Raw genomic sequence first — 23,274 nt, 5'->3', positions numbered from 1 at the left:
AAAGGAAGCGGCAAGGCGATCCCGAAGCCGCTCCATTTACCCTGGTACCAAGGAGATGCTATGCAACACACGATGAAAAAGGTGGCAGGCGCGACGTTCGTCGCGGTCATGTCGCTGGCGGGGACGGCCCATGCGGATGACGTGAAGATCGGTTACGCAGGGCCGATGACGGGCGCGCAGGCGCACTACGGCAAGGATATGCAGAACGGGATCGTGCTCGCGCTGGAAGACTTCAACGCGACGAACCCGAAGATCGGCGGCAAGGCCGTGAAGTTCGTGCTCGACACGCAGGACGACCAGGCTGACCCGCGTACGGGCACGACGGTCGCCCAGAAGCTGGTCGACGACGGCATCAAGGGCATGCTCGGCCACTTCAACTCGGGCACGACGATTCCCGCATCGCGCATCTACGCGAACGCGGGCATTCCGGAAATCGCGATGGCGACGGCGCCGGAATACACGCAGCAGGGCTACAAGACGACCTTCCGCATGATGACGTCCGACACGCAGCAGGGCTCGGTGGCCGGCACGTTCGCGTCGAAGGATCTCGGCATGAAGAAGATCGCGATCGTCGACGACCGCACGGCCTACGGCCAGGGTCTCGCCGACCAGTTCGAGAAGGCCGCGAAGGCCGGCGGCGCGACGATCGTCGACCGTGAATTCACGAACGACAAGGCAGTCGACTTCAAGGCGATTCTGACGAAGCTGAAGGCGGCGAAGCCGGACCTCGTCTACTACGGCGGCGCGGATTCGCAGGCAGCGCCGATGGTCAAGCAGATGAAGGCGCTCGGCATCACCGCACCGCTGATGAGCGGCGAAATGGTGAAGACGCCGACGTTCCTGAAGATCGCGGGTGCCGCGGCCGAAGGCACGATCGCGTCGCTGGCCGGCCTGCCGCTGGAAGAAATGCCGGGCGGCAAGGCTTACGCCGACAAGTACAAGAAGCGCTTCGGCGAAGACGTGCAGACGTACTCGCCGTACGCGTACGACGGCGCGATGGCGATGCTGAACGCGATGAAGAAGGCCGATTCGACCGATCCGGCGAAGTACCTGCCGGTGCTCGCGAAGACCGACATGGCCGGCGTCACGTCGACGCACGTCGCGTATGACGCGAAGGGCGACCTGAAGAACGGCGGCATCACGATGTACAAGGTCGAGAAGGGCGACTGGAAGCCGCTGAAGAGCATCGGCGGGAAGTAAGCAGGCTGCTGATGTTCTGATTCGCGGGTGGCGGCGAAGGCCGCTGCCCGACCGTTCAGGCACGTGAAAAAGCCACCGGGCCGTAATAACGACCCGGTGGCTTTTTTTATCGGCGCGAGCGGGGCTACTCGCCGCGCACGCGCAGCAAAAACTTCTGCAGCTTGCCGGTCGGTGTGCGCGGCAGCGCCTGCACGAACGTGAATTCGCGCGGGACCTTGTACGCGGCGAGCCGCTCGCCGCAGAACGTGCGCAGCGCATCCGCATCGGGCGCCGCGTTCGCCCGCAACACGACGTGCGCGACGACCGTCTCGCCCCAGTCCGGATGCGGGACGCCGACGACGGCCGCCTCGGCGATGTCCGGGTGCGCGCCGAGCACGTCCTCCACTTCCTTCGAATAGACGTTCTCGCCGCCGGTGACGATCATGTCCTTCAGCCGGTCGACGATGAACAGATAGCCATCCTGATCGATCCGTGCGAGGTCGCCGGTGCGATACCAGCCGTGCGGCGCGAACGCGGCGCGCGTCGCGGCCGCGTCGTCGAGATAGCCGAGCATCATGCTGTCGGCCTTGAGCCAGATCTCGCCGGTTTCGCCCGGCCGCGCATCGACGCCGTCCATCCGCACGACCCGCAGGTCGACGCCCGGGCCGCCCTGGCGGCCGATCGAGCCGGCCTTCGCGATCTGCTCGTCCGGATACAGCGTCGTGCCGGCCGGCCCGGTTTCCGTCATCCCGTACACGTGGAAGAACGCGTGGCTGCGGTACGCGTGGGCGAGCCGTTCGGCCTGCGCGGCGCCGATCGGGCCGCCGCCGTACAGCCACGCGCGCACGCTCGACAGGTCGAATGCCGCGAAGCCGTCGATCGTGTCGAGCGGCAGCGTATACGACACCGGCGCGCCGAAATACAGCGTCACGCGCTCGCGCTCGACGGTCTGCAGGAAGCGCAGCGGATGGTATTCGCGCAGCAGCACGACGGTGCCGCCCGCGTACAGCGTGCCGCCGAACCAGTTGTTCAGCGGCGACGAATGCCAGATCGGCATCGCCATCAGCGTGCGCTCGTGGCGGCCGATCCCGGTCGCGAGCGCCGCCTGCATCGCCGCGAGCGTCACCGTGCGATGACTGTGCACGCAACCCTTCGGGCGGCCGGTCGTGCCGGACGTGTAGAGGATCTGCGCGATGTCGTCGTCGGCCGGCTCGATGCCCGCGAGGCCGTCCATCGTCGCGCACATCGTGTCGAAGTTCGGCACGCCGTCGAGTTCGCCCTCGGTCACGAGGCGCCGCGCCGGATGCACGATGCGCTCGACCACCGGCGCGAGCGCCACGTCGAACAGCAGGGCCTTGCTGCCGCTGTGTTCGAGCACGTAGTCGACTTCCGGCGCCTGCAGCTTGTGGTTGATCGGCACGAATGCCGCGCCGAGGCGCCATGCGCCGAACATCAGGTCGACGAAGGCCGGCGTGTTGAAGCACATCGCGGCGACGCGATCGCCGGCCGCGACGCCGAGCGCGCTCAGCACGGCCGCCGCGCGGTGCGAACGCTCGCGTGCGACCGCATACGTGATCGTCGCGGATTCGTTGACGAGGAAGGGCTTGTCGGGCGTTGCGCGGGCGGCGCGGTCGAGGGCGGCGACGAGGTTCATCGAGGCTCCGGGGCGGGCGGACGACTGCGGATTCGGGTGAGCGGGCTGGGGTCAGGCCGGGTACGCGCGTTGCAGCAGCGCGGCGACGTCGATCGCGTGCGGATCGAAGCCGCCCGCAACGCGGCCCCAGTCGGGCGCGGCGAGCCGCGTCGCGACGAACGCGTCGGCGACGGCCGCCGGCGCATCGCGGCGCAGCAGGCACGCCTGCGCGACGATCGCGAGCCGTTGCGCGAACACGCGGCCTGACGCTTCGAGCGTGTCGGCCGGGGCGGCGAGCATCGCGCGCAACGCGTCGAGCGCCGCGCGAATGCGCGGTTCGCCCGCGCCGAGGCCGGCCAGTTCGTCGAACAGCGCGGCGGCCGCGTCGGGCTCGCGCGATACCGCGCGCAGCACGTCGAGGCACATCACGTTACCTGAGCCTTCCCAGATCGAATTGACGGGCGCCTCGCGGAAGAGGCGTGCGATCGGGCCGTCGTCGACGTAGCCGTTGCCGCCGAACACTTCCATCACCTCGCCGGTCAGCTCGACCGCGCGCTTGCAGACCCAGAATTTCGCGGCGGGCGTGACGATCCGCTTCCATGCGCGTTCGCGCGGCGAGTCGTCGCGCTCGAACGCGTCGGCGAGCCGCATCGCGAGCGACAGCGCCGCTTCGCTCTCCAGCGCGAGATCGGCGAGTACGGTACGCATCAGCGGCTGCTCGGCGAGCGCGCGGCCGAATGCGTGGCGCCGGCGCGTGTACGCGATCGCCTGCACGACGCCCTGGCGCAGCATCGCCGCGCTGCCGAGCACGCAGTTCAGTCGCGTATAGGTGGCCATCTCGATGATGGTCGGAATGCCGCGGCCTTCGTCGCCGAGCATGATCCCCCATGCATCGTTCAGCTCGATCTCGCTGCTCGAGTTGCTGCGGTTGCCGACCTTGTTCTTCAGCCGCTGGATCTCGACCGCGTTCTTCGTGCCGTCCGGCCGCCAGCGCGGCACGTAGAAGCACGACGGGCCGCCGGCTTCGGTGCGCGCGACGACGAGGTGCGCGTCGCACATCGGCGCGGAGAAGAACCACTTGTGGCCGCGCAGCCGGTATTCGCCGCCGCGCCCGCCCGCGCCGGCCGGCGTGGCGAGCGTCGTGTTCGCGCGCACGTCGGAGCCGCCCTGTTTCTCGGTCATGCCCATGCCGAACCAGATCGCGCGCTTGTCGGCGACCGGCACGTCGCGCGGATCGTAGTCGTCGCTGTAGAGCTTGTCGCGCAGCAGGTCCCACAGCGCCGGCTCCTTCTGCAGCACGGGGATCGCGGCCTGCGTCATCGTCGCGGGGCACAGCGTGCCGGCCTCGATCTGGCCGTGCAGGTAGAAGCCGGCGGCGGTCGCGGCCCAGCGGCCGCGGCGCGCGTCGCGGAATGCGAGCGACACGAAGCCTTCGTGACGATACCGGCCGAGCAGTGCGTGCCAGGCAGGGTGGAAATCGACGCGGTCGATGCGTCGGCCGCGCCGGTCGAACGCGTTCAGTTCCGGCGTGTGGCGGTTCGCTTCGTCGGCGAGCCGCGCGGCGTCGGCGCTGCCGAGCCACGCGCCGTACGCGTCGAGCTGCGGCACGGCCCAGTCGGCGCCCGCCCGGGCGAGCGCGTCGCGCAACGCGAGATCCGTCGCGAAGAGGTTATAGTCGACGAGTTCGTCGAACTGGTTCGTGACGGCGTGAGTCGAGTCGGTCATCGCGATGGTCTCCGGTCTCATGCTTCGCGGTCGGCCGGCGTCGTGCCGCACGGAGGGCGCGTCGGCGCGGGTTCCGGCTTCCGGTGAAACGTATTCCCTGCTGAATTCAGAGTAGCAAATATGCCGCCGCGACATGTTCAGGTTCCGGCGCCGCCCGGCTCGCCGGCGGCGCAACCCGCGCCCGCGTTGCGCCGCCGGCCGCGCCAGTCGCGCGCGCAGGCGAGCTCCGACGCGCTGCAACAGGCGTTCGTTCAGCTTTTGCTCGAACGCGGCTACGCGAAGGCGACGATCCGCGAGATCGCGGCCGTCGCAGGCGTGAGCATCGGCACCTTCTACGAGTATTTCGGCGACAAGCAGAGCCTCGCGGCGCTCTGCATCCACCGCCGCGTGCTGGCGCTGGCCGACCGGCTGCGCGACACGGTGCAGCGGTTGCGCGGCGCGCCGCGGGCCGAGCTCGCCGCCGCGCTGGTCGACCTCCAGGTCGATACGATCGCCGCCGACGCGGCGCTGTGGAGCGCGCTGTTCGTGCTGGAGCGGCAGGTGTCGCCGCTGGCCGCCTATCGCCGGCATTACGACGCCTATGTCGCGCTGTGGCGCGACGCGCTCGCCCACGCGGCCGATCCGCCGCCGGCCGTGCGGCTCGACGGGCTCGCGCGGATGGCCCATACGATCTGCTACGGCGGGCTGTCGCAGGCGTTGCTGACGCTCGGGCCGGCGCTCGATTTCGCCGCGCAACGCCGCGAACTGCGGGCCGTGCTGCTCGCGTACCTCGCGGCAGCGTACGCGTAGCGTGCCGTAGGGAAATGCCCGATCCGCATATCGGGCGCCCGGGCGGGCCTTGCCGTCGAGGGCTTATCGCCGCAGGCCATGAGAAAAATGCATGGCCGCCATGACGAACTTTCGATTGTCCATCGATATTGGCTGGGGCTAAATCATGCGGCAGATGCAGGCCCGCACATGGCGCGGCCCGCCCGAAGGACATCAGGAGGAGGAGTCATGCGAAGCGCCACCGCGCCCCGTTCGAAACTGCCCGACGTCGGGACGACGATCTTCACGGTGATCGGCCAACTGGCTGCTCAACACGACGCGTTGAACCTGTCGCAGGGCGCCCCCAATTTCGCGCCCGATCCGGCGCTCGTCGAAGGCGTCGCGCGCGCGATGCGCGACGGCCACAATCAGTACGCGCCGATGGCCGGCGTGATCGCGCTGCGCGAGCGGCTCGCCGAGAAGACCGAGGCGCTGTACGGCGCGCGCTACGACCCGGCAACCGAGATCACGGTGATCGCGAGCGCGAGCGAAGGGCTTTATGCGGCGATCAGCGCGCTCGTGCATCCCGGCGACGAGGTCATCTATTTCGAGCCGTCGTTCGACAGCTATGCGCCGATCGTGCGGTTGCAGGGGGCGACGCCGGTCGCGATCAAGCTGTCGCCCGCGCATTTTCGCGTGAACTGGGACGAGGTGGCCGCGGCCGTCACGCCGCGCACGCGGATGATCATCATCAACACGCCGCACAACCCGACCGCGACGGTGTTCTCCGCCGACGATCTCGAGCGGCTCGCGCAGATCACGCGCGACACGGGCATCGTGGTGCTGTCCGACGAAGTCTACGAGCACGTCGTGTTCGACGGCGCGCGACACCAGAGCGTCGCGCGCCACCGCGAGCTGGCCGAGCGCAGCGTGATCGTGTCGTCGTTCGGCAAGTCGTTCCACGTGACCGGCTGGCGCGTCGGCCATTGCCTCGCGCCGGCCGAGCTGATGGACGAGATCCGCAAGGTGCACCAGTTCATGGTGTTCTCGGCCGACACGCCGATGCAGGTCGCGTTCGCGGAGATTCTCGCGCGGCCGGACAGCTATCTCGGCCTGTCGGCGTTCTACCAGGCCAAGCGCGACCTGCTCGCGCGCGAGCTGGCCGATTCGCGTTTCGAGCTGCTGCCGAGCGAAGGCTCGTTCTTCATGCTCGCGCGCTTTCGCCACTTCTCGGATGAAAGCGACAGCGATTTCGTGCTGCGCCTGATCCGCGACGCGCGTGTCGCGACGATTCCGCTGTCGGCGTTCTATACCGACGGCACCGACGCCGGCGTGATCCGGCTCAGTTTTTCGAAGGACGACGCGACGCTGGTCGAAGGCGCGCGGCGGCTGCGTTCGCTGTAAAAAATGGGGACGGGCATCCGGCGACGGGCGTCCCGCATCGACCAGACACAGGAGATCACGATGAAACACACGGCCACCCTGAAACTCGCGTTCGCACTCGCGTGCGCAATCGGCTCCGGCGCGGCGCTCGCCGATGCGCCGACGTTGCGTTTCGGCCTCGAAGCGCAATACCCGCCGTTCGAATCGAAGGCGCCGAACGGCGACCTGCAGGGCTTCGACATCGACGTCGGCAATGCCGTCTGCCAGACGGCGAAGCTGTCGTGCAAATGGGTCGAGACCTCGTTCGACGGGCTGATTCCGGCGCTGAAGGGCCGCAAGTTCGACGCGATCAACTCGGCGATGAACGCCACCGAGCAACGGCGCCAGGCGATCGATTTCACGACGATCATCTATCGCGTGCCGACCCAACTGATCGCGCGCACCGGCAGCGGCCTGCTGCCGACGCCGGAGTCGCTCAAGGGCAAGCGCGTGGGCGTGCTGCAGGCGTCGATCCAGGAAACCTTCGCGAAGGCGCACTGGGAGCCGGCCGGCGTCGCCGTCGTCGCGTACCAGGACCAGAACCAGGCGTATGCGGATCTGGTGGCGGGCCGCCTCGACGCGACGCTCGTGCTCGCGCCGTCCGGCCAGCGCGGCTTCCTGTCGCGCCCGGACGGCAAGGGCTTCTCGTTCGTCGGGCAGCCGGTGCACGACGACAAGATTCTCGGCAGCGGCATCGCGTTCGGCCTGCGCAAGGGTGACGATGCGCTGAAGGCGAAGCTCGACGCGGCGATCGACAAGCTGAAGGCGGACGGCACGGTGAAGTCGCTCGGCCTGAAGTATTTCGGCGATATCGACATTTCGACGAAGTAAGCGGGGCCGCGCACGATGCCGACCCCGAACCCGAGCGCGGCGGGCCGCGAACCGGACGGCATGCCGCAGCCGGGCGATGCCGTCGATGCCGTGCTCGCCGCCGAACTGGGCGACGCGCTCGTCACGCGCGCAGCCGATATCGATCCGCATTACTTCACCGCGTACAACGAGCCGGCCGGCGTGCGGCCGCGTGCGCTGGTGCGCCCGCGCAGCGTCGACGACGTGTCCCGCACGCTCGCGGCGTGCACGCGGCTCGGCCAGCCGGTCGTGCCGCAAGGCGGGCTGACGGGGCTCGCGCGCGGCGCGGTCGCGCTGGGCGGCGAGGTCGTGCTGTCGATGGAGCGCTTCGCCGGCATCGAAGCGCTCGACGCGGCGGCCGGCACGATTACCGTGCGCGCGGGCACGCCGCTGCAGACGGTGCAGGACGCCGCGCAAGCGGCGGGCTTCACGTTCGGCGTCGATCTCGGTGCGCGCGGCTCGTGCCAGATCGGCGGCATGCTCGCGACCAATGCGGGCGGGACGCGCGCGATCCGCTACGGGATGATGCGCGAGCAGGTGCTCGGGCTCGAGGTCGTGCTCGCGGACGGCACGGTCGTGTCGTCGATGAACCGGATGCTGAAGAACAACGCGGGCTACGACCTGAAGCAACTGTTCGTCGGCAGCGAAGGGACGCTCGGCGTCGTCACGCGCGCGGTGCTGCGGCTGCATCCGTTGCTCGCGGCGCCGGCCACGGCGCTCTGCCGCGGCGCGACTACGATGCGGTGGTCGGGCTGTGGAACCGCGTGCGCGCGCTGCCGGAGGTCGTCAGCTTCGAGGCGATGTGGCCGGCGTTCTACGACTACGTCGCGCGTCATACGCCGGGCGTGTCGGCGCCGTTCGTCGGCGACGGCGGTTTCGCGGTGCTGATCGAATGCGCGACGAGCGCGCCGGGCGGCGATGCGCGCCATGCGCTCGAAACGGCGCTGGCCGAGGGGTTCGATGCGGCGCTCGTCGACGATGCGGTACTCGCGAGCTCCGAGCGGCAGGCGCGCGATCTGTGGACGCTGCGCGAAGGCCTTGCGATCGATGCGCTGCCCCATCTCGTCAACTTTGACGTGAGTCTGCCGACGGGCGAACTCGGCGCGTTCGCCGAACGCTGCGAGGCGGCGTTGCGGGCGCGCTGGCCGGCGCTCACGTGCCTGTTCTTCGGCCATGTCGGCGACGGCAACGTGCATATCGGCGTGTCGCTGGCCGGGATGACCGCCGCGCACGCCGATGCGATCGACGACTGCGTGTATGCGGTGGTGCGCGACATGGGCGGCTCGGTGTCGGCCGAGCACGGGATCGGCGTGCTCAAGCGGCCTTATCTCGCGCACACGCGCAGCGACGCGGAAATCGGGCTGATGCGGCGCCTGAAGGCCGCGCTGGACCCGCGCGGGATCCTGAATCCCGGCAAGGTGCTTTGACGGGGCGATTCCCGTTGCCGACGGGAAGCGGCCGGCGCGACGCGTCAGCCGTCCACCCAGCGCAGCGCGCCGATCTTCAGGTGTTCGACCACGCTGCGCGCCCAGTCGAGTTCCGCATTGAGCAGCACGAGCGCATGTTCGTTGTGCAGCAGGAACAGGCGCGGCACCTGGTCGGCCTGCGCGGTGGCGCGCAGCGCTTCCAGCCGCTCGCGCTCGGCGTCGAGCCGTGCGATTCGCAGTTCGAGCTGATGGCGCGCATCTTCCGCGTCGAGCAACGGCAGGAACGCGAGGCCGGCGCCGAACGCCGGGAATTCACGCGCGGGCTCCGCGAGCAGCGTATGCAACCACGCTTGCCCGGCCGTGTGCCCGGCTTCGGTCAGCGCATACAGCGTGCGCTCCGGAAACGCGCCGTCGCGCTCGGTGTCGTGCACGGCGATCAGCCCGTCGCGCAACAGCCGGTCGATCGTCTGGTACAGGCTCGTACGCTGCCGCACGTTGACGACTTCGTCGTATCCGCGGGCCTTCAGTTGCTGCAGCATCCCGTACGGATGCATCGGCGTTTCGGTGAGCGTCGCAAGGACGGCCAGCGCGAGCGGGGACGGGCGGCTCGTAGACATGAATAGTTAAAATATATCTAGTAAGAATATAACTATTCTTAATCAGAGTATCTTGTTTGACAAGGATTTCAGCCGAGGTGCGAGCGCTTCGCGGCGGGCGCGACGGTTTCCATCGTCGCGAGGCCGTGCACGATTCCGCAATCCTCGACCGAATGCTCGCCGACGCAACGGCGGCGCAATTCGGTGAGCTGGTCGCGCAGATGCGTCAATTCCGCGAGGCGCGCATCGACGTGCCCGATGTGATCGTCGAGCAGCGAATTGATCGAATCGCAGCGCTCGGCCGGCGTGTCGGTGAGTTGCAGCAGCGCACGGATTTCGTCGTGCGCCATGTCGAGCGCGCGGCAGTTGCGGATGAAGCGCAGCCGTTCGACGTGCACGTCGGTGTAGTTGCGGTAGTTCGAATCGGTGCGCTCCGCGTCCGGCATCAGCCCCTCTTTCTCGTAGAAACGGATCGTCTCGGGGGTGCAGCGGGCCGCTTTGGCCAGTTCGCCAATCTTCATGCCTTTCTCCCGTGCAAGGGTTGACCTTGTAGTGGCTTCAGGGTGTTAACTCTACACCGTCAAGCCACAAAGGAGGTTGTCATGACCGACGCCCAGCGTCCCCACGACCCGCGACACCGTCAGGCCGACGGCGCCGATGCCTGCTGCGCCGATTCGTGCGACACGCAGACGGCGACCGTTGCCGACGCGGCGCCGGCGGCCGGCGAGCGCGCACACGGCCATGACCACGACCGCGGCCACGCGCACGCTCACGCAGCACACGGCGAGGCGGGTGACGACCACGATCACGACCATGCCGGCGACGACGAGCACGTGCACGGCGCCACGTGCTCGCACGACCCCGCCGCGCATGACCATGCCGACCACGACCACGACCACGACCACGCGGCCGGCGCATGCTGCGCGCCGGCCTCGCTGACGCTTGCGCCGCTGCCGGTCGCGCAGGCGACCGCGTCGGGCCACGTGCGCTCCGCGTTCCGGATCATGCAGATGGACTGCCCGACCGAGGAAACGCTGATCCGCAAGAAGCTCGGCGGGATGCGCGAAGTGTCGGCGCTCGAATTCAACCTGATGCAGCGGATGCTGACCGTCGAGCACGTGCCCGGTGCGCAGCCGGCGATCGAAGGCGCGATCCGCACGCTCGGCATGACGCCGGAGGCCGCCACGGCCGGCGCCCCGGCGGCGCGCGCCGCCGCTGCGCCCGCGAAGCCGTGGTGGCCGCTGGCGCTCGCCGGCGTCGCCGCGCTCGCGTCCGAAGGTGCGACCTGGGCCGGGCTGCCGGTGTGGCTGTCGGCGGCGCTCGCGCTCGCCGCGGTGCTCGCGTGCGGGCTCACCACGTACAAGAAGGGCTGGATCGCGATCCGCAACGGCAACCTGAACATCAACGCGCTGATGAGCATCGCGGTGACGGGCGCGATGGCGATCGGCCAGTGGCCGGAAGCCGCGATGGTGATGGTGCTGTTCACGATCGCCGAGCTGATCGAGGCGAAGTCGCTCGACCGTGCGCGCAATGCGATCCAGGGCTTGATGCGGCTCGCGCCGGATACCGCGACCGTGCGGCAGGCCGACGGCGCGTGGCGCACGATCGAGGCCGCGCAGGTCGCGCTCGGCGCGGTCGTGCGCGTGAAGCCGGGCGAGCGGATCGGGCTGGACGGCGAAGTCGTCGCGGGCCGCTCGACCGTCAACCAGGCGCCGATCACCGGCGAGAGCCTGCCCGTCGAAAAGACGACCGGCGACGCGGTGTATGCGGGCACGATCAACGAATCGGGCTCGTTCGAATACCGCGTGACGGCCGTTGCGGCCAACTCGACGCTCGCGCGGATCATCCACGCGGTCGAGGAAGCGCAGGGCGCGAAGGCGCCGACGCAGCGCTTCGTCGACCAGTTCGCGCGCGTCTACACGCCGATCGTGTTCGCGGTCGCGCTGCTGGTCGCGGTGGTGCCGCCGCTCGTGATGGGCGGCGCGTGGCACGACTGGGTCTACCGCGCGCTCGTGCTGCTCGTGATCGCGTGCCCGTGCGCGCTGGTGATCTCGACGCCGGTGACGATCGTGTCGGGCCTCGCGGCGGCCGCGCGGCGCGGGATTCTCGTGAAGGGCGGCGTCTATCTGGAAGAAGGGCGCAAGCTCGCGTGGCTCGCGCTCGACAAGACCGGCACGATCACGCACGGCAAGCCGGTGCAGACCGACTTCGACGTGCATGCGGACGGCGCCGATGCGGCGCGCGTGCGGCACCTCGGCGCGAGCCTCGCCGCGCGCTCCGATCACCCGGTGTCGCAGGCGCTCGCCGCCGCGGCCCGCGACGCCGGCACGACGGCATTCGCCGACGTGCAGGACTTCGAAGCGATCGTCGGGCGCGGCGTGCGCGGCACGATCGACGGCACGCGCTACTGGCTCGGCAATCACCGGCTCGTCGAGGAACTCGGGCGCTGCTCGGCGGCGCTGGAGGCGAAGCTCGACGCGCTGGAGCGGCAGGGCAAGAGCGTCGTCGTGCTGGTCGACGACACGCGCGTGCTCGGCCTCTTCGCGGTGGCCGACACGATCAAGGACACGAGCCGCGACGCGATTGCCGATCTGCATGCGCTCGGCATCCGCACCGCGATGCTGACGGGCGACAACCCGCATACCGCTCAGGCGATCGCCCGGCAGGCCGGCATCGACGACGCGCGCGGCAACCAGTTGCCGGAAGACAAGCTCGCGGCGGTCGAGGAACTGTCGGCGGGCGGCGCGGGCGCGGTCGGGATGGTCGGCGACGGGATCAACGATGCGCCGGCGCTCGCGCGCGCCGACATCGGCTTCGCGATGGGCGCGATGGGTACCGACACGGCGATCGAGACGGCCGACGTCGCGTTGATGGACGACGACCTGCGCAAGATTCCCGCGTTCGTGCGGCTGTCGCGCGCGACGCACCGCGTGCTGGTGCAGAACATCGGCTTCGCGCTCGGCGTGAAGGTCGTGTTCCTCGGCCTGACGGTCGCGGGGCTCGGCACGATGTGGATGGCGGTCTTCGCCGACGCGGGCGCGAGCCTGCTCGTCGTGGCCAACGGCTTGCGGCTGCTGTCGTCCTCAGGGGCGTTCGGCAGCGCCCGGGCCGCGCGTTGAGGAGCGGGCGATGGGCTTTCTGAAACGGATTTTCGGCGGCCACGGCCACGGCGGAAACCGGGGTGAGGGCAGCCCCGGCGGCCCCGGTAGCGGGCATCACGGCGGATATCACGGCGGGTCGCGCCCGGGCGGCCATGGCGGCCACGATGCGCGCGGCCGCGATCGCCACGGCTGGGGCTGGCAGGCGCCGGCCGATACCCGTGGCGGGCGAGGCGGCCAGGGTGGCAACATGCCGCTGAGCCAGCTCGCGTGCGCGGGCTGCGGTGCACTCAACGCGGCAGACGCGCGCTTCTGCGCGCAGTGCGGCGCGGCGCAACGCGGCAAGGCCTGCAGCCGCTGCCATGCGGCGCTGGCGGCCGACGCGCGGTTCTGTCCCGGTTGCGGGACGCAGGCGGCTTAAGCCTCTCCGCGAGTTCGCGCCGGCCGCGCATACGCACGGGCCGGCGCGTTTCATTCGACGGCCGGCGAACGAAACGCACCGGCCCGTCGCTCAGCGCAGCGGCAGGTGAATTTCGGTGAGCAGGTCGGCCGGCGCCGTGTCCATCGGCGTATTGAGGTACAGCTCGAACGGCGGTGCATCGGCGGCTTCGCGGCCCGAGTGACGCAGCCAGTCGCCGTAGAGCCACTGGTAGGCCGTCTTCAGGTCCGCATACGGCCCCGTATGCAGCAGCACCGCGTATTCGCCGCCGGCGATCGTCACCCGCTCGACCGGCGGCGCGGGCGCCACGTCCGGCGCGCCGTCGGCCGGCATCCAGCACGCTTTCGCGCGCAACTGCGCTTCGGGCGTCGTGTCCGGATCGTCGTAGAAAATCCCGATCATCTTCGCGCCCGGGCCGATCAGCCCGTGCTGCCCGGCCCACGCGCCGATGCGTCCGAACGCGTCGCCCACTTTCATATACGCGCCGGTGTGCGTCACCGCGTAGCCGCGCAGTGCCGGCAGGCGCCGGATTTCGACCTCGTGCTTGAACATGTCTTCCTCTCCTCGCTGCAGGGGATAAATCGGCCGGTGGCTGCCGGTGCGCCGGTGCTGCGCGGGTAGCACGCCGTACACGTCGCGAAACGCCCGCGCGAACGCGTGCGTCGAACCGTAGCCCGCGCGCCGCGCGATCTCGTCGAGCGGCCGCGCGGTGCAGACCAGATCCTCGGACGCCCGCACGATCCGCATCCGCCGCACCGTCGACACGATCGACTCGCCGTACAGCGCGCGATAGACGCGCTGCCAGTGATACGGCGACAGGCACGCGATTTCCGCAAGCCGGTTCAGGTCGAGCGGGCCGTCGAGATGCGCGCCGATATACGCGTGAACGCGCGCCACGCTCGCTGCGTAGCGGACCCACGCGGGCGGCTCGGTCTTCGTTTCGGCTGGGGGCATCGGCGTGTCCGGGGCAAGAACCGACGCCACGGTAGCACGGCCCGAACGGACAAATCTTGCGGAAATGCGTAGCGGTCCGAAATCCGCTCCCTTTCTATTTCATCGAAATAGGGTCTTGCCCTGCTGCAATCTAGAACTAAAGTTAAAGACGGTGAAATCGGGTGATTGCGTCATTTTTCTCGGGTAAGTTGCTCGGACGGGGCAGCACGCTTTTTCGAAGTACGCAGGTCGTTCGTCGATGTTCAATCGCACCACCACGTTTTCGGGAGAAGAAGAAATGGATGCTTCCAGCTTCATCACGTCGCTGCAGACCACGCTGGGCGGATACCTGCCCAAGATCGCCGGCGCGATCGGCATCCTGGTGATCGGCTGGCTGATCGCCGTGGCGGTGCGGGCCGGCGCGCTGCGCCTGCTCAACGCACTGAAGGTCGATCAGCGGATCAACGAAAGTACCGGCCAGGGCGCGTGCGTCGAACGCATCATCGCCGGCGGCCTGTTCTGGCTCGTGCTGCTCGTCACTGCGGTGGGCATCTTCAACGTGCTCAACCTGTACGCGGTCTCCAATCCGTTCTCGCTGCTCGTCACGCACATCGTCAACTACCTGCCGAACCTGATCGGCGGCGCGGCGCTGACGCTGATCGCGTGGCTGATCGCGTCGCTGCTGCGCAGCCTCGCGAACCGCGCGCTGAAGGCGAGCAAGATCGACGACAAGCTGGCCGAAGGCGCCGGCATGCAGCCGATGAGCGGCTATCTCGGCGACGTGCTGTTCTGGCTCGTGATCCTGATGTTCCTGCCGGCGATCCTCGCGTCGTTCGCGCTGTCGGGCCTGCTCTCGCCGGTGCAGGGGATGGTCGACAAGCTGCTCGCGATCGTGCCGAACCTCTTCGCGGCCGCGGTGATCGGCTTCGTCGGCTGGATCGTCGCGCGCGTGCTGCGCGGCCTCGTGACGAACCTGCTGGTGGCCGCCGGCGCCGACCGCCTCACGCAAGGGATCGACAGCCCGACGCCCGTGCGCGTGTCGAGCCTGATCGGCACGATCGTCTACGTGTTCGTGTTCGTGCCGACGCTGATCTCCGCGCTCGACGCGCTGAAGATCGACGCGATCTCGATTCCCGCGACCAACATGCTGAACCAGTTCCTCGGCGCGGTGCCGGACATCGTCGCGGCGATCGTGATCGTGCTCGCCACGTTCTACTTCGCGCGCTTCGTCGCGTCGCTCGCGCAGAAGCTGCTGGAAGCCGCCGGCGCGGACGGGCTGCCGGCCGTGCTCGGCGTCGAGCGCGTGTTCTCGGGCATCCTGCAGCCGTCGGTGCTGGTCGCGCGGCTGATCGTGTTCTTCGCGATGCTGTTCGCGTCGGTCGAGGCCGCGAACCGGCTCGGCTTCTCGCAGGTGCGCGACGTCGTCACGCTGTTCATCGAGTTCGGCGGCCACGTGCTGATGGGCGGCGTGATCCTCGTGATCGGCGTGTGGCTCGCGGGCCTCGCGCGCCGCGTGATCGAGCAGGCCGACCGCGAGCACAGCGTGCTGTTCGCGCGCATCGCGCAATTCGCGATCCTCGGCCTCGTGTTCGCGATGGGGCTGCGCGCGATGGGCATCGCGAACGAAATCGTCCAGCTCGCGTTCGGCCTCGTGCTCGGCGCGATCGCGGTGGCGGTCGCGCTGTCGTTCGGCCTCGGCGGCCGCGAGGCGGCCGGCAAGCTGCTCGACCGCTGGTTCAACCAGCGCGGCGGCGGCCAGTAAGCACGGCCGATCCGGCCCGCGTCGCGCGGCCGGATCGGCGCGGCCACGCGCGCGGCCGGCGTTTTCGCAAGCGAAACGTCAGCCGCGATCTTTGCCGAATTTCGATAACACGTCGTTTAATGACTCTCTAGCATCGATTCTCAGTCGCGCGGGCGTGCAGGCCCGGCGCCTTTGAGGAGAGAGTCCGATGAAAGCAGAGTCGAATGGCCGGCCCGCCGCCGGCGCCAGGTCGCCCGGCCAGCCCGCGCTGCAGCAGACGCTCGGGACCTGGCAACTGTGGGGCATCGCGGTCGGCCTCGTGATTTCCGGCGAATACTTCGGCTGGAGCTACGGCTGGGCGAGCGCCGGCACGCTGGGTTTCGTGATCACCGCGCTGTTCGTCGCGGCGATGTACACCACCTTCATCTTCAGTTTCACCGAGCTGACGACGTCGATCCCGCACGCGGGCGGCCCGTTCGCGTATGCGCGCCGCGCGTTCGGCCCGACCGGCGGCTATCTGGCCGGCGCGGCGACGCTGGTCGAGTTCGTGTTCGCGCCGCCCGCGATCGCGCTCGCGATCGGCGCGTACCTGCACGTGCAGTTTCCGGGGCTCGAACCGAAACACGCGGCGATGGGCGCGTATCTCGTGTTCATGGCGCTGAACATCGTCGGCGTGCAGATCGCCGCGACCTTCGAGCTCGTCGTCACGCTGCTCGCGATCTTCGAGCTGCTGGTGTTCATGGGCGTCGTGTCGCCGGGCTTCGCGTGGAGCAATTTCACGAAGGGCGGCTGGTCGGGCGCCGATCACTTCAGCCTGGGCGCGTTCCACGGGATGTTCGCGGCGATCCCGTTCGCGATCTGGTTCTTCCTCGCGATCGAAGGCGTTGCGATGGCCGCCGAGGAGGCGAAGAACCCGAAGCGCTCGATTCCGATCGCATACGTGGCCGGGATCCTGACCCTCGTGGCGCTCGCGATCGGCGTGATGGTGTTCGCCGGCGGCGCGGGCGACTGGACCAAGCTCGCGAACATCAACGACCCGCTGCCGCAGGCGATGAAGTACATCGTCGGCGCGAACAGCGGCTGGATGCACATGCTCGTGTGGCTCGGGCTGTTCGGGCTCGTCGCGTCGTTCCACGGGATCATCCTCGGCTATTCGCGCCAGATCTTCGCGCTGGCGCGCGAAGGCTACCTGCCGGAGTGGCTCGGGAAGGTGCATCCGCGCTTCAAGACCCCGCATCGCGCGATCCTCGCGGGCGGCGTGGTCGGCATCGCGGCGATCTACAGCGACGAGCTGATCCAGTTCGGCGGGCAGACGCTCACCGCGAACATCGTGACGATGTCGGTATTCGGTGCGATCGTGATGTATATCGTCAGCATGGCGTCGCTGTTCAAGCTGCGCCGCTCGCAGCCGAACATGGCGCGGCCGTTCCGCGCGCCGCTGTACCCGATCTTCCCGGCATTCGCGATCCTGGCGGCGCTGGTCTGCCTCGGCACGATGGTGTACTTCAACGGGCTGGTGGCGATGGTGTTCGTCGCGTTCGTCGCGCTCGGCTACGCGTACTTCCTCGCGACACGCGCGCAGCGCGCGAGCGCGCCCGGCGACGCGCTGCTGGAGGAGTGAACGCGGTGACGACGGTGCAGGCGAACATGAAAGGCCGTTCCTGACGGCATCCGGCGCGCCCCGTCGAACGGGCGCGCCGTCGGCTTTTGGCAAGGAGATTCGAACGATGTCCTATACGGAGACGATCGGTCCGCGCACGTACCGCTTCGCGGACCTGAAGACGCTGCTCGCGAAGGCGAGCCCGCTGCGTTCCGGCGATCAGCTCGCCGGCGTCGCGGCGGCGAGCGAGGAGGAGCGCGTCGCCGCGAAGATCGCGCTCGCGGGCGTGCCGCTCAAGGCGTTCCTGAACGAAGCCGTGATCCCGTATGAAGACGACGAGGTCACGCGCCTCATCATCGACGATCACGACGCGCAGGCGTTCGCGGACATCTCGCATCTCACCGTCGGCGATTTCCGCAACTGGCTGCTGTCGCCCGCCGCCGACGGCGCCGCGCTCGAACGGATCGCGCCGGGCCTCACGCCCGAGATGGTCGCGGCCGTGTCGAAGCTGATGCGCAACCAGGACCTGATCGCGGCCGCGCGCAAGCGTCGCGTGGTCACGCGCTTTCGCAACACGGTCGGGCTGGCCGGCCGGATGTCGGTGCGGCTGCAGCCGAACCACCCGACCGACGACGTGAAGGGCATCGCCGCATCGATGCTCGACGGGCTGATGTACGGCTGCGGCGACGCGATGATCGGCATCAACCCCGCGACCGACAGCCTCGCGGCGATCGTGAAGCTGCTCGCGATGATCGACGGTTTTCGCGAACGCTACGGCGTGCCGACCCAATCGTGCGTGCTCACGCACGTGACCAACACGATCGCGGCGATCGGGAAGGGCGCGCCGGTCGACCTCGTGTTCCAGTCGATCGCGGGCACCGAGAAGGCGAACGCGAGCTTCGGGATCTCGCTCGCGCTGCTCGGCGAGGCGCGCGAGGCCGCGCTGTCGCTCAGGCGCGGCACCGTCGGCGACAACCTGATGTACTTCGAGACGGGCCAGGGCAGCGCGCTGTCGGCGAACGCGCACCACGGCGTCGACCAGCAGACCTGCGAGGTGCGGGCGTATGCGGTCGCGCGCAAGTTCGAGCCGTTCCTCGTGAACACGGTGGTCGGCTTCATCGGGCCCGAATACTTGTACGACGGCAAGCAGATCATCCGCGCGGGGCTCGAGGATCACTTCTGCGGCAAGCTGCTCGGCGTGCCGATGGGCTGCGACATCTGCTACACGAACCACGCGGAAGCCGACCAGGACGACATGGATACGCTGCTGACGCTGCTGGGGGCGGCCGGCATCAACTTCATCATGGGGATTCCGGGCGCGGACGACGTGATGCTGAACTACCAGAGCACGTCGTTCCACGACCAGCTCTACGTGCGCGAGGTGCTCGGCCTGCGCCGTGCGCCCGAGTTCGAGGAATGGCTGGAGACGATGGAGATCGCCGACGCGCACGGCACGCTGCGCGCGGCGACGGCACGCGTGCCGCTGCTCGCGGGCGCGAACGACTGGATGGGGGTGTCCGCATGAGCGACGCCGTCGAGAAGAACCCGTGGGCGCAGCTGAAGTCGTTCACGAACGCGCGGATCGCGCTCGGCCGCGCGGGCAACAGCTTGCCGACCGCGCCGCTGCTGGCTTTCAACCTGTCGCATGCGCAGGCGCGCGACGCGGTGCACCAGCCGCTCGACGTGGACGCGTTGCGGCGCGAGATCGAGGCGGCCGGCCTGCTGCCGACGCTCGGCGTGCAGAGCGCCGCGCCGGACCGCGATCATTACCTGCGCCGGCCCGATCTCGGCCGCAAGCTGTCCGACGACAGCCGCGGGCTGCTGGCCGGCTACGGGGCGGCGCTCGACGATGCGCCCGATGTCGTGTTCGTGGTCGGCGACGGGCTGTCGGCGTTCGCGGCCGCGAAGCAGGCGCTGCCGCTGTTGCAGGCCGTGCGGCCGCGGCTCGACGCGGACGGCTGGCGGATCGGCCCGGTGGTGGTCGCGACGCAGGCGCGCGTCGCGCTCGGCGACGAGATCGGCGAGCTGCTGCGCGCGAAGGTGGTCGCGATGCTGATCGGCGAACGGCCCGGGCTCAGCTCGCCGGACAGCCTCGGCGTGTACCTGACGTGGGCGCCGAAGGTCGGCTGTCACGACGCGCTGCGCAACTGCATTTCGAACGTGCGGCCCGAAGGGCTGCCGCACGCGGCCGCCGCGCACAAGCTGCATTACCTGATGACGCATGCACGCCGCCTCGGGCTGACGGGCGTCGGGCTGAAGGACGACAGCGACGCGCTGCCGCCGCCGGCTGAAGCGGAGCGGATCGGCGCGACTACCTGAACAGCCGTTCGCACAGGAAATCGACGAACACGCGCAGCTTCGGCGACAACTGCCGGCTCGACGGCCACACGATCGAGAACTGCCCCGGCGCGATCCGGTAGTCGTCGAGCACGGTGACGAGCGCGCCGTGTTCGAGCGCGTCGCGCGCGAGGAAGTCGGGCATGTAGCCGATGCCGAGCCCCGCGAGCACGGCGCCGCGCAGCGCCTCCATGTTGTTGCAGGTCATCGCGGTGCGCAGCGTGAGCGGCGTGCCGTCGTCGGCCGCGAGCGCCCAGTCCTGCAGCTTGCCGGTGGTCGGGAAGCAGTAGCGCACGCAGTCGTGCGCGTCGAGGTCGCGCGGCGTGCGCGGCGTGCCGGCCTGCGCGAGATACGCGGGCGTCGCGCACAGCACGAACGCGAACGGGCCGAGCCGCCGCGACATCAGGCTCGAATCGGACAGCGGGCCGCTGCGGATCGCCGCGTCGAATCCGCCTTCGACGACGTCGACCATCCGGTCGTTGAAATCGAGATCGAGTTCGACGTCCGGATAGCGCTGCCGGAATTCGGGCAGCACCGGCAGCAGGAAGCGGTAGCCGATCACCGGCAGGCTCACGCGCAGCTTGCCGCGCGGGCGCTGCGCGGACGCAGTCACGGTCGCCTCCGCGTCGCGGAAATCCTCGAGGATGCGCTGGCAGCGCTCGTAGAAATGCCGCCCCTCGTCGGTGAGCGTCACGCGCCGCGTCGTGCGGTTGAACAGCCGTACGCCGAGCGACTGCTCCATTTTCGCGATGGTCTTGCCGACCGCCGACGCCGAGATGCCGAGCGCGCGGCCGGCCGCGACGAAACTCAGCGCTTCGGCGGTGCGGACGAATGCGACGATGCCGGTGAGGTTTTCCATTGAATCGAACGGCGTGCGGCGACGCACGCGGCCACGTGAATTGCGGAATTTTAGTCCGTTATATGCGGAACTTCGCGTGGTTTTTCGCGGATTGAATCCGATTTATCTTCTGTCGCTCCGATGGCGCATCCGCGCCGGCTTTTGAAGGAGCGATGATGGATCACCCTGTTTCGGCCAATTCGGCGCTGGCGGCGCGCCGGCGCGCGTGGGTGCTGGCCGCCGTCTGCATGGCCGCGGTGGCGCTGCCGCTGTCGTTTTCGGGCGGCGCGGTCGCGACGCCGGCGATCGGCCGCGACCTGCACGGCAGCCCGGTTGCGATGAACTGGATCACCAACGCGTTCATGCTCGCGTTCGGCAGCTTCCTGATGGCGTCGGGCGCGCTCGCCGACCAGTTCGGCCGCAAGCGGCTGTTCGCGATCGGCGTCGGCGGCTTCACGCTGATGTCGGTCGCGCTCGCGTTCGCGCCGTCGATGCTCGCGGTCGATCTGCTGCGCGCCGCGCAAGGGCTCGCGGCGGCCGCGGCGCTGGCCGGCGGCACGGCCGCGCTCGCGCAGGAGTTCGACGGCGCGGCGCGCACGCGTGCATTCAGCCTGCTCGGCACGACGTTCGGGATCGGCCTCGCGTTCGGGCCCGTGCTCGCCGGCGGCCTGATCGGGCATTACGGCTGGCGCGCGATCTTCGTGACGAGCGCGGTGGCCGGCGTGCTGTCGCTCGCGTTCGGGCTGCCGCGCATGCACGAGTCGCGCGATCCGCACGCGACGGGGCTCGATTGGCCCGGCACGGCCGCGTTCACGGCCGCGCTGACGCTGTTCACGTTCGGCGTGATCGAGGCGCCCGCGCGCGGCTGGTCGAGCCCGCTCGTGATCGCGCTGCTGGCCGGCGCGGCGCTCGGCGCGTGTGCATTCGTGACGATCGAGACGCGCGTCGCGCGGCCGATGCTCGACCTGTCGCTGTTCCGCATCGCGCGCTTCGTCGGCGTGCAGGTGCTGCCGGTGTCGACCTGCTGCTGCTACATCGTGCTGCTCGTCGTGCTGCCGCTGCGCTTCATCGGCATCGACGGCTTCAGCGAGATCGACGCGGGCTGGCTGATGCTCGCGATCTCCGCGCCGATGCTGGTCGTGCCGCTCGGCGCGGCGACGCTCACGCGCTGGCTGTCGGCCGGCGTGATTTCGGGGCTCGGGCTGCTGGTCGCGGCGGCCGGGCTCGTATGGCTCGGCATCGCGCTGCGCGGCGGCGCGGGGCCGGCGGCGATCGCGCCGATGCTCGCGATCGGCGTCGGCGCCGGCATGCCGTGGGGGCTGATGGACGGGCTGTCGGTGAGCGTCGTGCCGAAAGAGCGCGCGGGGATGGCGACGGGCATTTTCAGCACGACGCGCGTGGCCGGCGAGGGGATCGCGCTGGCGATCGTCGGCGCGGTGCTGGCCGCGCTCGCGCAAGCGGGGCTGGCGCACGCGGCAGGGGCGGCCGGCACGCCGGACGCGACGCTGCGGGCCGCCGCGCGGCTTGCGACCGGCGATCTCGCGGGCGCGGCTGCCGCGTTGCCGGCCGTCGGCCGTGCGGCGTTGATCGCGAGCTACGCGCACGCGTTCGACCGGCTGCTGAACGGGCTGGCCGTCGTCACGGTGCTGTGCGCGGCGGTGGTGTTCGGGTTTCTCGGCGGACGGCCGGCCGCCGACGAAACGGGTGACGAGGCGGACGGCCGCGCGCACGCCGATACGTCGGCACGCAGCCGGGTCGAACCGGCCGGTGCGCAGACGCACGGGCGGTGACGTTGCATCGTGGCGCTTCGGCACTTCGGCACTTCGGCACTTCGGTGCTTCGGCGGTTCGGCGGTTCGGCACTTCAGTGCTTCGGGCCATCGGCACGTCGGCGCATCGGCGCATCGGCACGTCGGCGCTTCGACGCTTCGGGTCATCGGCGCTTCGGCACCTCGACATTCCAGTAGGCGCAGCCGTCGTGCCCGCATGGTCCGTCGGTCAGCGCATCACCCGCCGCGCGTCACGCCAGCACGAGCGGCGGCAGGGTTGCATCCGCGCGCGCCTGCGCGCACTCCACGTCGATCACCAGATAGCGCAACGCATCCGGCCACAGGCGCGCGTGCCGTTGCGCATCCTCGTCGAGCGTCGCGCGGCCCTGCACGAGCCAGGTCGTCTGACGCACGAAATCGACGAACAGCAGCGCGATGGCCGGATTCACGAGCAGGTTGCCGATCGTGTTGAGCAGGTTGTTGCCTGCGAAGTCGGGCAGCACCAGCGTGCGGCGGTCCGGGATATCGACGAGCGGCGCGAACGAGCCGTCGGCGCGCGGCTGGAGGCCGCGGTAAGAACAGTCGGCGTTGCCGGCCGTGTCGGCGGTCGCGACGATCAGGAAAGCCTGCTCGCGGATGAATGCGATGGCGTCGTCGGTCAGGGGGCCGCGATCGGTCATGGTGTCGGTCGGCGTGTGCGCCGTGCGTGGGGATCCGCGATCCGCACGCAAGCGACATGCCATGCGGCGCGGCGCGCATTCGCGGCAACGCACCGCCGCCCACTGTGGAAATTCCGAACACCGGCCCCATCGCTGCGCAACCGCGGTGTTCAGAATCGGTACACCTGCCGTGTTGCGTGCGTGAACACCGCACGGAGCGAGCGCGCGCCGGCCGCGATCGACGTGCACCCGTTCCGTTTGGCACGCATGTTGCGTAAACGGG

The 23,274-nt window shown here is 69.5% G+C and carries 17 protein-coding genes and 2 pseudogenes; 12 read left to right on the top strand and 7 right to left on the bottom strand.

The features are described 5' to 3' along the window. The first annotated feature begins 60 nt into the window (after positions 1–60). On the top strand, positions 61–1,200 hold the full coding sequence (locus tag WT97_RS13275; protein ID WP_034209639.1) for a branched-chain amino acid ABC transporter substrate-binding protein: 1,140 nt from the start codon (positions 61–63) through the stop codon (positions 1,198–1,200). A gap of 124 nt (positions 1,201–1,324) precedes the next feature. Here WT97_RS13275 and WT97_RS13270 read toward each other — a convergent pair whose 3' ends face one another. Together WT97_RS13270 and WT97_RS13265 are read right to left on the bottom strand one after the other, a co-directional pair. Beyond that, positions 1,325–2,833 (bottom strand): class I adenylate-forming enzyme family protein, encoded by a 1,509-nt coding sequence (locus tag WT97_RS13270; protein WP_060030410.1) that lies wholly within the window; start codon positions 2,831–2,833, stop codon positions 1,325–1,327. Between the two features lie 51 nt (positions 2,834–2,884). After that, positions 2,885–4,537, bottom strand: coding sequence for an acyl-CoA dehydrogenase family protein (locus WT97_RS13265; protein ID WP_060353595.1), 1,653 nt, complete (start codon positions 4,535–4,537; stop codon positions 2,885–2,887). Positions 4,538–4,657: 120 nt separating this feature from the next. Here WT97_RS13265 and WT97_RS13260 point away from each other — a divergent pair, with 120 nt between their 5' ends. The 4 genes and pseudogenes from WT97_RS13260 to WT97_RS13245 all read left to right on the top strand — a co-directional run bounded on the left by WT97_RS13260 (position 4,658) and on the right by WT97_RS13245 (position 8,982). Further along, a complete protein-coding gene (locus tag WT97_RS13260) occupies positions 4,658–5,326 on the top strand; it encodes a TetR/AcrR family transcriptional regulator (RefSeq protein WP_060353594.1) in 669 nt (222 codons plus the stop codon). A 207-nt stretch (positions 5,327–5,533) separates the two neighbouring features. After that, positions 5,534–6,688, top strand: a complete 1,155-nt coding sequence (locus WT97_RS13255; protein WP_060353593.1) for a pyridoxal phosphate-dependent aminotransferase — start codon at positions 5,534–5,536, stop codon at positions 6,686–6,688. A 60-nt stretch (positions 6,689–6,748) separates the two neighbouring features. Continuing rightward, on the top strand, positions 6,749–7,537 hold the full coding sequence (locus WT97_RS13250; RefSeq protein WP_006477297.1) for an ABC transporter substrate-binding protein: 789 nt from the start codon (positions 6,749–6,751) through the stop codon (positions 7,535–7,537). 15 nt (positions 7,538–7,552) lie between these two features. Then, positions 7,553–8,982, top strand: a pseudogene (locus tag WT97_RS13245) (FAD-binding oxidoreductase). A gap of 44 nt (positions 8,983–9,026) precedes the next feature. Here WT97_RS13245 and WT97_RS13240 read toward each other — a convergent pair. Both WT97_RS13240 and cadR read right to left on the bottom strand, forming a co-directional pair. Further along, complete coding sequence (locus WT97_RS13240) at positions 9,027–9,599, bottom strand: PadR family transcriptional regulator (RefSeq protein WP_059503192.1); 573 nt, start codon at positions 9,597–9,599, stop codon at positions 9,027–9,029. A 68-nt stretch (positions 9,600–9,667) separates the two neighbouring features. Next, positions 9,668–10,099, bottom strand: a complete 432-nt coding sequence (gene cadR, locus WT97_RS13235) for a Cd(II)/Pb(II)-responsive transcriptional regulator (RefSeq protein ID WP_060353592.1) — start codon at positions 10,097–10,099, stop codon at positions 9,668–9,670. An 81-nt stretch (positions 10,100–10,180) separates the two neighbouring features. Between cadR and WT97_RS13230 the strand changes: the two genes are divergently transcribed. Together WT97_RS13230 and WT97_RS13225 are read left to right on the top strand one after the other, a co-directional pair. After that, positions 10,181–12,697, top strand: a complete 2,517-nt coding sequence (locus WT97_RS13230) for a heavy metal translocating P-type ATPase (RefSeq protein ID WP_060353591.1) — start codon at positions 10,181–10,183, stop codon at positions 12,695–12,697. Positions 12,698–12,707: 10 nt separating this feature from the next. Continuing rightward, on the top strand, positions 12,708–13,097 hold the full coding sequence (locus tag WT97_RS13225) for a zinc ribbon domain-containing protein (protein ID WP_060353590.1): 390 nt from the start codon (positions 12,708–12,710) through the stop codon (positions 13,095–13,097). A 90-nt stretch (positions 13,098–13,187) separates the two neighbouring features. Here the strand turns inward: WT97_RS13225 and WT97_RS13220 are convergent, their stop codons facing one another. Further along, entirely contained in the window at positions 13,188–14,069 is an 882-nt protein-coding gene (locus WT97_RS13220) for a GyrI-like domain-containing protein (protein ID WP_060353603.1), read from the bottom strand. Between the two features lie 277 nt (positions 14,070–14,346). Here WT97_RS13220 and WT97_RS13215 point away from each other — a divergent pair, with 277 nt between their 5' ends. The 4 genes from WT97_RS13215 to eutC all read left to right on the top strand — a co-directional run bounded on the left by WT97_RS13215 (position 14,347) and on the right by eutC (position 19,708). Beyond that, positions 14,347–15,810, top strand: a complete 1,464-nt coding sequence (locus tag WT97_RS13215) for a mechanosensitive ion channel (protein WP_059791237.1) — start codon at positions 14,347–14,349, stop codon at positions 15,808–15,810. A gap of 187 nt (positions 15,811–15,997) precedes the next feature. Next, positions 15,998–17,410 carry an ethanolamine permease gene (eat, locus tag WT97_RS13210; RefSeq protein WP_059503198.1) on the top strand — a complete coding sequence of 471 codons (1,413 nt, stop codon included), beginning with the start codon at positions 15,998–16,000 and terminating at the stop codon, positions 17,408–17,410. 106 nt (positions 17,411–17,516) lie between these two features. Continuing rightward, entirely contained in the window at positions 17,517–18,914 is a 1,398-nt protein-coding gene (locus tag WT97_RS13205; protein WP_059503200.1) for an ethanolamine ammonia-lyase subunit EutB, read from the top strand. After that, positions 18,911–19,708, top strand: a complete 798-nt coding sequence (eutC, locus tag WT97_RS13200) for an ethanolamine ammonia-lyase subunit EutC (protein ID WP_059503203.1) — start codon at positions 18,911–18,913, stop codon at positions 19,706–19,708. Before WT97_RS13205 ends, eutC begins: the two co-directional genes overlap by 4 nt. On the opposite strand, the gene WT97_RS13195 is transcribed toward eutC, so the two are convergent. Beyond that, the gene (locus WT97_RS13195; protein WP_059503204.1) at positions 19,701–20,585 is read right to left on the bottom strand and encodes a LysR family transcriptional regulator; all 885 of its coding nucleotides are present in this window, start codon (positions 20,583–20,585) and stop codon (positions 19,701–19,703) included. The two genes, eutC and WT97_RS13195, sit on opposite strands and share 8 nt — an antisense overlap. Positions 20,586–20,740: 155 nt before the next feature. On the opposite strand from WT97_RS13195, the gene WT97_RS13190 reads away from it, so the two are divergent. Continuing rightward, a complete protein-coding gene (locus WT97_RS13190) occupies positions 20,741–22,354 on the top strand; it encodes an MFS transporter (RefSeq protein ID WP_060353589.1) in 1,614 nt (537 codons plus the stop codon). Positions 22,355–22,583: 229 nt separating this feature from the next. Here the strand turns inward: WT97_RS13190 and WT97_RS13185 are convergent. Then, a pseudogene (locus WT97_RS13185) lies at positions 22,584–23,142 on the bottom strand (pyridoxamine 5'-phosphate oxidase family protein). Positions 23,143–23,274: the final 132 nt, after the last annotated feature.

This window comes from Burkholderia sp. MSMB1459WGS, assembly GCF_001534535.1.
Classification (GTDB): domain Bacteria; phylum Pseudomonadota; class Gammaproteobacteria; order Burkholderiales; family Burkholderiaceae; genus Burkholderia.
The sequence above is the reverse complement of the archived record's forward strand: the minus strand, read 5'-3'. Positions and strand labels throughout refer to the sequence as shown.